Consider the following 12,590-nt stretch of genomic DNA (forward strand, 5'->3'; position numbering starts at 1 on the left):
GGAGCCTTAAGATGAAGAAAATATTCGTAGGCTACGCCTTGCTCATAGCGACGGCTTGTTCCGCAGCTGAAAACCACCATCTGGAAGGTGCATCAAGCAATTTTTGCGTGCCTGCTGGAAGCACCATTGCCGACGTGCCATGGGTGCCCGAGGACAAGCCTGGTACCCCGGAAGGCTTCGCATTTGCGGGGTGTTGGAGAGCTTCCGGCCACGCCGAGGTTGGCTGTGAAATGCCTAAATCGGTCCTTGATGGAAGCGTCCAGCCAAGATCGACGTTCAGATCGGAAAAGTGGCGTGATCTGGGAAAGGGGACGCTTTATAAGATGGTCGCTTTATCTCCTCATGCGGAGATAAAGGCTGTCGCCAACGGCACGATGGTCGTTGTGCAAGATCAAAAGCTATGGCGCGATTGGTACATTTGGACCAAAGCAAAACCTCTGAAGGACAAAGACGCCCCCCGCCTGGAAGACGATGATGTTGTGTTGGTAGGGTGTCACAGCGACAAGGTCGCCACGACTAGCGTTGCAAATATGCGAGAGACCGTGATGTGCGAACGATACGTGCTGGCTGCGGATTACGTCTTGGAGTACTCGTTCGAATCTGACAAACGAATACCGTTGGACGTGAAAGCCCTTGATGCGGCCGTCATGTCCACGCTTGATCATTGGCGTTGCAAGCGGTCTCGCTAACTACAAGGGCTACTCACCCGCCGTTACGCCGTTGTCTGCCAGCCTGGCAACTGAGAAAGGGGCCAGAGACATTTTCTACGCAGAAAGGGCCAGAGACATTTTCTGGCCTAGAGCGAGTTCGCAGATAAATGTCTCTGACCCCTTATTTAGCTCCGTGCAGGGACGCATTGCCCCTCGTCACGAAGGTCCCGCCAAACACCGCCGAAGCGAATCGACTAGCAACCCATTCGCATGGGGACGTTCGCCGTAGCTGCGAGCGTGCTCATCCTTATTTCCCACAAGGCGCCATGTGGGCGCTCGCCTGCGCTTAAACATCTCCGACTTTCAAATTTTGACTGGGCAAGCGATGAACCAGCTTAGGGATCGTATGAGCAATAAGTTCAAGACTGGGCCGGCTCAGCATGTGGATTCTCTTTACCGTGCGGTCGTAGGGGGCATGGCCATTCTGACGCTCTGCGTTGTCGGGCTATGGCCATGGCAAGTCGCTCGGGCCTCATCCAACCCTGAGGTCGATCAATGGATGGCGACCTGCGTTGGCTATTACGCGGGCACAACAAAAGAGATTTACCAAAACAGCGAATATTGGCCGTTCGTGCGATGCCAGGTGGATACGAATACGCACGCCGTGGAAGGTGTCGTGACGTGCGGCCCACCGAACTGGACGTGCGCGCCGGGGCGGCAGCGGGTCGACGCGACTTGGAGTTTCGAGGGAGACGCGCCACCGAGCAATCCTTGCACGGCGTCCAACGCGGGGAATGGGTGCGCAATCGGCTATTACGTATTGGCTTTGAGCAATAACGCGGATAGCGGCGACTGCCACTGCCATGAGGGGCGTGTTGCGACGGCGCATCCCATCGAAGTGGGGTCGGGCAACATGTCCGAGCACGCTCTCGACTTCGCCGATGGCAATGGACGTTTGCGCTTCGAGCGCTACTACAACAGCAACCCGCGCAATCCGAATAACGGCAGCCTCGGGTGGAAAGACGGGTACACCGCCAGACATATCTACTCGATTGACCAAGGTACTAAGACTGCCGTGCCACGGCCCGGTGTGGCAGCTGCTACCGTATCGTCCGCTGCCTATGCGTCCGCCGCTGCTGCCTGTGTCAGCGGGGTAGCCGATCTCGCCTCGGGCTTCGGCGGGGCTTCCGGGAACCCCGCGTTTGCTGGCATGACTGGCACGTACGTGGGCAACGGACAGTGCCAACTCTCCAACGGCACCGTCATTCCGGTGTTCAACACGAATGGTGCATTGGCGTATTCATCGCCTGTCACGGATGCCAGTGCGGGCTTCTCTGCGTTTCGCCCGGACGGAAGCAGCTATTTCTTCAGCTGCTTCAACGGCACTTGTACGGCGATTGGGCAGAGTCAAGTGTCGTTGATGGTCAGCAGCAGTGGCTACACGCTCACGGTCGAAAACGGAGATATCGAAACGTACGATCTCAACGGAGCCCTGGTGAGCATCGTCAGTCGGGACGGGTATACGCAAAGGCTTACCTACACCAGAAGCGGAGTCCTCTACTCGCTCAATTCCGTGATTGACAGCTTCGGGCGCACGCTCACGTTCGGCTACAACACCAACAGCCTGCTAAGCCAGCTCACACTGCCCGACGGAAAGACCGTGCAATACGGCTACGACACGAGCGGCCATCTCACCGGGGTGACCTACGCGGACGGCAGGACAATCGGCTACCAGTACAGCAACACAAATTTCCCACAGGCGCTGACCGCCTGGGTCGACGAAAGCAACGCCACGTACGCCACGTGGAGCTACGACACCACCACCGGCATGGCGATCACCAGTGCGCTGGCCGGCAACGTCGACACCAGCACGCTGAGCTACAACGGCAACGCGACTACACTGACCGATAACCTCGGTACGCAGCGCATCTACAACTACCAGAGCGTCGCTGGCGGCACGCGCTTAGTATCGGTCAGCGGTCCTGTGTGTCGTGATTGCATGGGTCAGAGCATGACCTACGACGCCAACGGCTTTCTGAAGTCGTCACAGGACTGGAATGGCGTGACGACCCATTACACCTATGACGCTAAGGGGCTGCTGCAACAGCGTGTCGACGGCGTTGGCAATGCGGCTCAACGCACTACAAACATCACCTGGAATGCCGCCCTGCGCGTACCGCTGACACGCACCGTCAACGATGCCAGTAGCCAGCTAGTGGCCAGTTCCGGCTGGGTCTACAACAGTGCGGGTCAGACACTGGCTCGCTGTGAGATCGATACGTCGGTAGCTAGCGGCTACACCTGCGCCGCCACGGGTACGACGCCGGCCGGCGTGCGCCGCTGGACCTACACCTACTGCACCGCCGTCGACAGCACTCAATGCCCGATCATCGGCTTGCTGCTCAGCGTCACCGGTCCGCGCACCGATCTGGCCCAAACAGCCACCTACAGCTACTACCTGACCAGCAGTGCGGTGAGTTGCGGCACGCCCGGCGCAGCCTGCTACCAAGCCGGCGACCTGCACACCGTCACCGACGCGCTCGGCCACGTCACCACCATCGCTTCCTACGATGGCGCCGGGCGCATCACTCGTACTACCGATGCCAACGGCGTCAACACCGATCTCACCTACACGCCACGCGGCTGGCTGGCCTCGCGCAGCGTCGGTGGCGCCACCACGAACTTCACCTATACGCCCTACGGCGCGGTGGCTTCGATCACCGATCCCGACAACGTCACCACCAGCACCACCTACGATGCCGCGCACCGCCTGACCCGCGTCTCCGATGCCCTGGGCAACTACGTGCAGTACACGCTCGACGCCGCCGGCAACAAGACCGCCGCGCAGGTGTATGACAGCGGCGGCACCCTGCGTAAGAGCCTGTCGCGCAGCTACAACACCCTGGGCCAACTCACCGGTCTCACCGACGGCCTGAGCCACACCGTCTTCAACGCCAGCTTCACCGACAGCTACGACGCCAACGGCAACCTGGTCCACAGCGCCGACGCGCTGGGCATCCAGCGCAAGCAAGGCTACGACGGCCTCAACCGGCTGATCAGCACGCTGGACAACTACAACGGCACCGACAGCGCCACCCAGAACACCCAGAGCGTGTTCGCCTACGACGCGCGCGACCAGCTGCTGGGCGTGGGTGATCCGGACGGCCTCAACACCACCTACGACTACGACGGCCTGAGCAACCCCAAGGCCGTGCACAGCCCGGATACCGGCACCACGGCGTACGTGGTCGATGCCGCCGGCAACCGCGCGCAGCAGACCGACGCCAAGGGCAATGTCAGCACGTCCAGCTACGACGCGCTCAACCGCCGCCTCGCCACCACCTACACCGACCCCACGCTCAACGTCAGTTACAGCTACGACGAGGCCAACAGTGTCACCGGGTGCAGCAGTTCGTCTCCGCTCGGCCGCCTGACCCGAGTGATCGAGAACGCCGTGACCACCGTGTTCTGCTACGACGCGCGTGGCAATGTCATCCAGAAGCGCCAAGTGCAGTCCACACAGACCGACGTGACCCAGTACAGCTACACCTTGGGAGATCGCCTGAGCAGCGTCATTGCGCCGAGCACGACCGCCACGCAGTACACGCGGGATGGCGCCGGGCGGATCACCACCGTGACGGTCACCCCGCCAGGCACGGCGGCCGGCACGGTGGTCAGCGGCATCACCTATCTCCCGTTCGGCCCCATTGCCAGCTACACCCTGGGCAACGGCCAGACCGTCACGCGCAGCTACGACGCCAACTACGCGCTGACCGACGTCGTGAGTCCCGCGCTCAATCTGCACTTCGCCCGCGATGCGATGGGTAACCCGACGGCGCTGGGCAATGCCCCTGGCGCCAATCCTGCCATCGAGAGCTACAGCTACGATCCGCTGTACCGGCTCACCGGTGTCAACAACGCCAGTGGTGCCGCGATCGAGGCGTACACCTACAGCAAGACCGGCGACCGCCTGAGCAAGACCGCCAGCGGCTTGGCCACCGGCAGCTACGGCTACCAGAGCGGCACCCACTGGCTCACCAGCATCGGCAGCAGTGCGCGCACCTATGACGCCAACGGCAACACCACCGGCAGCGCAACGGGGGGCGACACCTATGGCTATGGCTACAACGGCCGCAACCGGATGACGGTGGTGCAACGCAACGGTCAGACCGTGGCCACCTACAGCTACAACGCGCTGGGGCAGCGCATCGCTAAGACCGTGACGTTCCCGCAGGCGGTTAGTCAGCGCTTTGCGTATGACGAAGCCAGCCGGCTGATCGGGGAGTACGGCACGGTCAATCGCGACTACATCTGGTTGGATGATCTGCCGGTGGCGGTGGTCGACACCACAGGCATCACCAGCACGGTGAGCTATGTGCATGCCGATGGGCTGAATACGCCACGGGCCATTACGGATGCGACGGGGGCCGCCATCTGGCAGTGGGCTTATCAAGGCAACCCGTTTGGTGAACAGCAGCCCACGTCAAGCACCGGCTACACCTTCAATCTGCGGTTCCCGGGGCAGTACTTCGATGCGGAAAGCGGGTTGCTGCACAACGGCTACCGCGACTACGAAGCGGCACGCGGCGGCTATGGACAGGCCGACCCGATGGGGCCTGCGGGAGGTCCCAACCCCTACAGCTACGTAAGCAACAGTCCCTTGAACCGATTCGATGCACTCGGCCTTGCAGATGTCTATATATGGAAGTACCGCGGCAGCGTCGGCGAAGACAAGGGATGGGGTCATGCATCGCTGGACGCGGACGGAGGCAGGGTTCATATAAGTTGGTGGCCGCAAGCAGACGGGCGCGATTTTCTTATCCCTGGCATACCGATCTATGAGGTGCCAGCAAATACAGACCAAACATTAGCCCGCGACAGAGAGCTTGAAGATCATAAGCCGGATATGGTCATTCATTTGGACAATCTTGATGAGGCCGCCATCGCCAGTTGGTGGGCCGACTTCAAGAAGACGCACAAATGGAAGACTCTCTCTCAAAACTGTTCTACTACAGTCGCGCAGGCCTTGCGTGCTGGCGGTGCGGACAAGCATGTCATCGGATACCCCAAGCCCATGGTTTGGAATCCTGAAGATGTTGTTCGGTATGCAACTGCGATACAGCAGGCAGGACAAGGGCAGGTTTACTACACCCCTGGTACCCCCGGAATTCACGAGTGGTGATGATTTATGTCAATCGCGCCCCATAACGAAGGAATGAAAATCTCATGAGATACGCCACTTTTGTGATCATGGCTCTCTCTCTCGCAGGATGTGGAAGCCATTCAACCATGACGGCAGACAATGCATCGCAAAAGCAAGATGCTGTGGGCAGTTGTACCGAGATGAAGACCGAACAAGCAAACGAGATCCTTGCAAAGGTCAAGAATCTCCAGCTTGGCGATACTCGGGAGAGTGTAATCAGTTCCCTGGGCCGTCCCTCGTTGGAGTTGAATGACAAAGCCAAGGAGTCGGATCGCGTCATTGGTTACACGCTTAGCTACTTCCTGAAGAAGTGTGGCTCGACGTCGACGTCAGACGAGAACGATCGAATAGTCAGGCTTTCCTTTGGCGTGGACGGCAGGCTTCGCCTGATTGAGGGAATCAATATTCCCTCCGTAGAGACAAGATCTATCGCGCCATAGCATTGAGGGTGGAAATCGGGGTCAGGTTCACTTCCTGAGCGAGATAAATGAGCCTGGTCCCGTTGTGTCCCGTGACCAACACGCAGTATCCCGATACGCCGGCTTGCTAAAAATCGCATCATCCACCGCGTTGCCGAGCCTGTGAACCGACCAATCGCAAGAAGCCTAGGGGGGGCTGAAATGGAACTCCTTCGGAGCACGTGGTTCGTGCTCTTCATCTTTGTGCGCAGCGTCTTCTCCGCGTCAGTCACCAGCGGCCCTCGCGCTCGGATGCGAGCCAGTCTGCTGGCTGTGATGGTCCTCTTGGCCCTGTGCGTGCCTACGAGTAAGACATGGGCTGATCAAGCGTGGTCAACCGGTGTGCCCACGAATGGTTACGCTTGGAATCCACCTTTCTTTCCAAGTGTTGGTGGTGCCATCGCCTTAAATGCTGCCCAGGCATATAGGGATTTTCCCTGGGCTTGTGCGGGCAACTACCCCAAGCTGGCTCTCGTATCTTCCTCGGTGGTGTCTGGAGGTGTCGTCCAACATTATTATGGGGTGAGCGGTGATGGTAACTGTTTAAGAGGTATTAGCGGGTTAGTCTGCAATACCGGTTACCACCTGGATTTAGCCAACGAGGCTTGCGTATCCGCCGGCTACTACGTTGCCAAGGGCCCCTTGCCCACCCAGGGTGGTTGCCAGTGCAGCGGCAATGCAAAGACGGGCATTGTGGCTACGGGCGAGCCCATTCTCCCTGGCAGTGGTGATGAGTATCAGGCAGAAGCGGATTACGAGTCGGGAAATGGGCTTCTGAAGTTGGTTCGCAGCTATAACAGCGTCGACCCTACCAATAGCGACTTGGGTCCAGGCTGGCGCCATAACTTCACGGGGCGACGCATCGTTCCCATTGAAAGTGCGCTGCCAGTGCCGCCTGCGCAGGTTCAATACGTCTCAAATATCTATAGCAACCCCAGTGATGCTTGTGTGCAAGGGTTGGGTCAAATAGCGGCGAGCGACCCGACTTTGTCTGGCGTCTCGGTCAGCGGATATAACGCAAGCACCAACGCATGTCAGCTCTCTAATGGTCAATCTGTCGCGGTCTACAGCGCAGATCCCAATGCTGCGTGGCAGACCGGTGTGTCGATAGTTACCAAAGGGGTTGCTGTACAACGGCCTGACGGCAGCCTTTATGCGTTCAACTGTACGGCCGGCGTATGCACCACGAACAGCGATGTGCCCATCAAGCTGACCGCCTCATCAACCGGTTACGTGCTGACTGCCGAGGATGATTCGGTCGAGACCTACGATATCAATGGGGTGCCGCAATCCATCACCTACCGTGGTGGTTATGCGCAGACACTGAATTACAGCAACGGTCTGCTGGCTACTGTGACGGACAGCTATGGTCGGAGCTTGTCTTTCACTTACAGTGGCGGGAGTAATCCGCTGTTGCAGAGCGTAACAACACCAGACGGGATCATTCAGTACAGCTACGACAATCTTTATAACCTGGCTAAAGTTACTTATCCGACAAGTCCGGCTACCTATAAGCAATATCAATACACCGATGCAAATCATCCAAGCGCTTTGACAGGCGTCATCGATGAAAACTTGCAAAAGTTTGCGGCTATCGCGTATGACGCAACGAGCGGCTTCGCCACGGCAAGCGCATTTGGAGGGCTCGCCTCCGCTGGCGGACTTGGTGTTTCGGCAGCATCTGTCAACTACCAGGACCCTGCTAACCCCATTGTCACTGATGCCTTGGGGACAGTTCGTACTTATCATTTTGTCACGGTCAACGGGCGGCAGAAGATCAGTACGATTAGTGGTCCCGTGTGTCGAGACTGTGGTGCTGAAGCTAGCACTACCTATGATTCGGTCGGCTACTTGCAGGGCAGTACAGACTGGAACGGTGTTACCACTGCCTATGCGTACGATGATGCGCGGGGGTTAGAGACCCAGCGCGTCGATGCCAGAGGGACCTCGGCCCAACGAACGGTTGATACGATCTGGGACACGAGGTTTCGCCTACCAGATCAGCGCCGTGTGACGGGCGCAGCGGGAGGCTCGGTCGCATTGATTCAATGGGTTTACTCCTCGATGGGCCAAACCCTGGCCCGTTGCGAAATCGACCCCGCGCTGGCCAGCAGCTACACCTGTGCCCCCACGGGTGTAGTCCCGGCGGGCGTCCGCCGCTGGACCTACACCTACTGCACCGCCGTCGACAGCACCCAGTGCCCGATCATTGGCCTGCTGCTCAGCGTCACCGGTCCGCGCACCGACCTGACCCAAACGGCCACTTACAGCTACTACCTGAGCAGCAGTGCGGTGAGTTGCGGTACGCCTGGTGCGGCCTGCTACCAAGCAGGCGACCTGCACACTGTCACCGACGCGCTGGGTCACGTCACCACCATCGCCTCCTACGATGGCGCCGGGCGCATCACCCGCCTCACCGACACCAACTGCGTCAACACCGACCTGACCTACACGCCGCGCGGCTGGCTGGCCTCGCGCAGCGTCGGTGGCGCCATCATGCGCTTCACCTATACGCCCTACGGCGCGGTAGCCTCGATCACCGATCCCGACAACGTCACCGTCAGCACCACCTACGACGCGGCGCATCGCTTGACTCGCGTCACCGATGCCCTGGGCAACTACATCCAGTACACGCTCGATGCCGCCGGCAACAAAACCGCCGAGCAGGTGTATGACAGCAGCGGCACCCTGCGTAAGAGCCTGTCGCGCACCTACAACACGCTGGGCCAACTCACCGGCCTCACCGACGGCCTGAGCCACACCGTCTTCAACGCCAGCTTCACCGACAGCTACGACGCCAACGGCAACCTGGTCCACACCGCCGATGCGCTGGGCATCCAACGCAAGCAGGGCTACGACGGTCTCAACCGGCTGGTCAGCACGCTGGACAACTACAGCGGCACCGACAGCGCCACCCAGAACACCCAGAGCGTGTTCGCCTACGACGCGCGCGACCAGCTGCTGGGCGTGGGCGATCCGGATGGCCTCAACACCACCTACGATTACGACGGTCTGAGCAACCCCAAGGCCGTGCACAGCCCGGACACCGGCACCACGGCGTACGTCGTCGATGCCGTCGGCAACCGCACGCAGCAGACCGACGCCAAGGGCAATGTCAGCACGTCCAGCTACGACGCGCTCAACCGCCGCCTCGCCACCACCTACACCGACCCCACGCTCAACGTCAGCTACACCTACGACGAGGCCAACAGCGTCACTGGGTGCAGCAGTTCGTCTCCGGTCGGCCGCCTGACCCGAGTGATCGAGAACGCCGTGACCACCGTGTTCTGCTACGACGCGCGTGGCAACGTCATCCAGAAGCGCCAAGCGCAGGCCACACAGACCGACGTGACCCAGTACAGCTACACCTTGGGCGATCGTCTCGGCAGCGTGATCGCGCCGAGCACGACCGCCACGCAGTACACGCGCGATGGCGCCGGGCGAATCACCACCGTGACAGTCACCCCGCCGGGTACCTCGGCCGGCACGGCCGTCAGCGGCATCACCTATCTCCCGTTCGGTCCGATTGCGAGCTACACCCTGGGCAACGGCCAGACCGTCACCCGCAGCTACGACGCCAACTACGTGCTGACTGACGTCACCAGCCCGGCGCTCAATCTGCACTTCGCTAGGGATGCGATGGGCAACCCGACGGCGTTGGGCAGTGCCCCCGGCGCCAACCCCGCCACCGAGAGCTACGGCTACGACCCGTTGTACCGCCTCACCGGCGTCAACAACGCCAGTGGCGCCGCGATCGAGGCGTACACCTACAGCAAGACCGGGGATCGGTTGAGCAAGACCGCCAGCGGCTTGGCCACCGGCACGTACGGCTACCAGAGCGGCACGCACTGGCTCACCAGCATCGGCACCAGTGCGCGCAGCTACGATGCCAACGGCAACACCACCGGCAGCGCGGCGGGTGGCGATACCTGGGGCTACGGCTACAACGGCCGCAACCGGATGACGGTGGTGCAGCGCAACGGGCAGACCGTCGCCAGCTACAGCTACAACGCGCTGGGGCAGCGCATCGCCAAGAGCGTGACGTTCCCGCAGGCGGTCAGTCAGCGGTTTGCGTACGACGAGAGCAGTCAGCTGATTGGCGAATACGGGTCGGCTAGTCGCGACTACATCTGGCTCGATAACGTGCCAGTGGCGGTGGTCGACACCACAGGCACCACCAGCACGGTGAGTTATGTGCATGCGGATGGGCTCAATACGCCGCGTGCGATCACGGATGCTACCGGTGCTGTGATCTGGCAGTGGGCCTATCAGGGCAATCCGTTTGGGGAGCAGCAGCCGACGTCCAGCAACGGCTACACCTTCAATCTGCGCTTCCCGGGGCAGTACTACGACCTGGAAAGCGGACAGTACTACAACCAGCAGCGTGACTATGATCCGTTCACGGGGCGGTATCGGCAGAGCGATCCGATCGGGCAACGGGGTGGTCGGAACACCTATGCCTATGTTGACTCTGATCCGCTCGGTGGCGTTGACCCCCTTGGTCTAAGGAAAGTTATTCTTTTCGGACCTAATGATTCGATACTTCTGCAGCGAGCCAAAGAATACAAAGACGACCCTGGAAAGTGCTTGGTCTATTCTCACGGGAATCCGAGTTTCATCTATGACTCCAGGGATGGCACAACAAAGAAGTTGGGTGATGCCAAGGAAATTGTTGATCTTCTGAAGTCAGAGGGGTGCACCGGTGATATGCCCGTCGTTCTTTACTCTTGTCGAACAGGAATGGGTGATAACACCATTGCAGAAGATATAAGCAAAACCAAAGCATTTCCGAGTGTCACGGCACCTACTAGCTACACGTGGTACAACCAAGCTCCGGCATCTAATGGTCCAACCCAGATCTTCGGGAAAAAGTTCGATGGTTCAGGAAAGGCGGAGATGGATACAAGTGATCCAGGAACAATGAGGACCTTTCCATGATAATTTTGCGAGCACGCAACGCGGTTTGGTACGGAATAACTTTAAGTCTATTTTCTTGTCTTTTGTTTGGTTGCACTGTGTCCGCCTCTCAAGTTGAGGTGGCGCCTACGCCTGGAGAGCGCTTCTTTATCAGCCAGACTGAACTTCCCATCGTTGAAGAGCGGGCTGCGCGAGGTGATGTTAAATCTATTAATCAACTGGTTGACTATTACATGCTCTACCGAGGGGATGATCAGCAAGGGATTTCGTGGCTTGAGCGTCTTGGTGATGCCGGAGATGTGAAGGCAAGAAAGGATGTCATGACCTACTATCACAGACATCCTTCAGAGGGCAATGCGAGACACGTAAAAGAGCTTATTTCACGTTGGGGTCTTTGAGGGGAAAAAGGGGTCAGAGACATTTTCTAGAGAAAGGGGTCAGAGACATTTTCTATGCAGAAAGGGCCAGAGACATTTTCTGGCCTGGATCGAGTTCGCAGATAAATGTCTCTGACCCCTTATTTACTGCCTTATTTACTGACCCCTTATTTGGATGATGGTCGACTTGCATCCGCCCCACTGTGGAAGCAAGAAAAGATGTACCAGGGCAGGATCTCTAAGCTCGTGACAGATATCAGGAGCTTTGAAAACGAATTGGCGAAATGTCGCGCACAGCACGGCGAGGATTAGGTGGTGCGGTCTATTGATATCAAGAAAATTAAAGAGGCCACCAACAGGATTCTTGATCAGCTGTTGGCTGATGGCATAGAGACGATCCCGCTGAGCAATCAAATGTACTTGGCTGTTTCTAGTACAGAAAAATACGATATGGATAACGTGCCGGAACAACTCGTTGTCGGAGACCTATTCGACGACCTGGAGTTCAGTGAGTCCATACTTCAAAGCGACGAACGTGCAGCGGTGTATTCCTTGACGGAAATTTCGCCTCTGCTCGCGTATGTAGGCGAAGTGGTGGCTAACTGACCTCCAGGTCATAAGGTTCGGTAGAAGCGGTGACGACTATGCCTCTGCGGACATTTGCGAGAGATGTAGAGCGAGTTGTATTGGTTGCAGAAGCGGTGTCCGGCGGCCATGACAAAGCGGTCGAGGGGCTATCAACCACTCGCCATATTTGACGGCAAAGCCCCGCTGCAGCTGATCGCCGACGGTCGCGCCGGCGCTGTGATCGGTCAGAAAAGGAGTCAGAGACATTTTCTGACATGCGGCGATGTGATGTGCTGGCAGCCAGTCGATGAGCAAAGATCAATGTCTCTGACCCCTTATTTCGCTGGGGTTGAGCTAGGAGCCGGGGTAACGGCTGGTACGGGTACAGTTATGGAAAGCAGTTTGACTTCCTGCGGGT

Annotated in this window: 6 protein-coding genes and 1 pseudogene; all 7 read left to right on the plus strand. The window is 58.8% G+C overall.

Annotation, left to right across the window (positions count from 1 at the left end; genetic code table 11):
• Positions 1–11 precede the first annotated feature (11 nt).
• The 7 genes and pseudogenes from OUZ45_RS09300 (at position 12) to OUZ45_RS09325 (ending at position 12,211) form a co-directional block, all read left to right on the plus strand.
• Positions 12–689 (plus strand): hypothetical protein, encoded by a 678-nt coding sequence (locus tag OUZ45_RS09300; RefSeq protein ID WP_266169714.1) that lies wholly within the window; start codon positions 12–14, stop codon positions 687–689.
• Between the two features lie 874 nt (positions 690–1,563).
• Positions 1,564–5,832 carry an RHS repeat domain-containing protein gene (locus tag OUZ45_RS09305; RefSeq protein WP_266169716.1) on the plus strand — a complete coding sequence of 1,423 codons (4,269 nt, stop codon included), beginning with the start codon at positions 1,564–1,566 and terminating at the stop codon, positions 5,830–5,832.
• A gap of 44 nt (positions 5,833–5,876) precedes the next feature.
• Positions 5,877–6,293, plus strand: coding sequence for a hypothetical protein (locus OUZ45_RS09310; protein WP_266169718.1), 417 nt, complete (start codon positions 5,877–5,879; stop codon positions 6,291–6,293).
• Positions 6,294–6,587: 294 nt separating this feature from the next.
• Positions 6,588–7,151, plus strand: a pseudogene (locus tag OUZ45_RS20835) (hypothetical protein); the annotation flags it as partial.
• 1,200 nt (positions 7,152–8,351) lie between these two features.
• Entirely contained in the window at positions 8,352–11,249 is a 2,898-nt protein-coding gene (locus OUZ45_RS09315; protein ID WP_266169719.1) for an RHS repeat-associated core domain-containing protein, read from the plus strand.
• The gene (locus OUZ45_RS09320; protein WP_266169722.1) at positions 11,246–11,626 is read left to right on the plus strand and encodes a hypothetical protein; all 381 of its coding nucleotides are present in this window, start codon (positions 11,246–11,248) and stop codon (positions 11,624–11,626) included. The genes OUZ45_RS09315 and OUZ45_RS09320 overlap by 4 nt, the downstream gene beginning before the upstream one ends.
• A gap of 294 nt (positions 11,627–11,920) precedes the next feature.
• Positions 11,921–12,211 (plus strand): hypothetical protein, encoded by a 291-nt coding sequence (locus tag OUZ45_RS09325; RefSeq protein ID WP_266169724.1) that lies wholly within the window; start codon positions 11,921–11,923, stop codon positions 12,209–12,211.
• Positions 12,212–12,590: the final 379 nt, after the last annotated feature.

The sequence above is a fragment of the Dyella subtropica genome, from assembly GCF_026283965.1.
Lineage (GTDB): Bacteria > Pseudomonadota > Gammaproteobacteria > Xanthomonadales > Rhodanobacteraceae > Dyella_D > Dyella_D subtropica.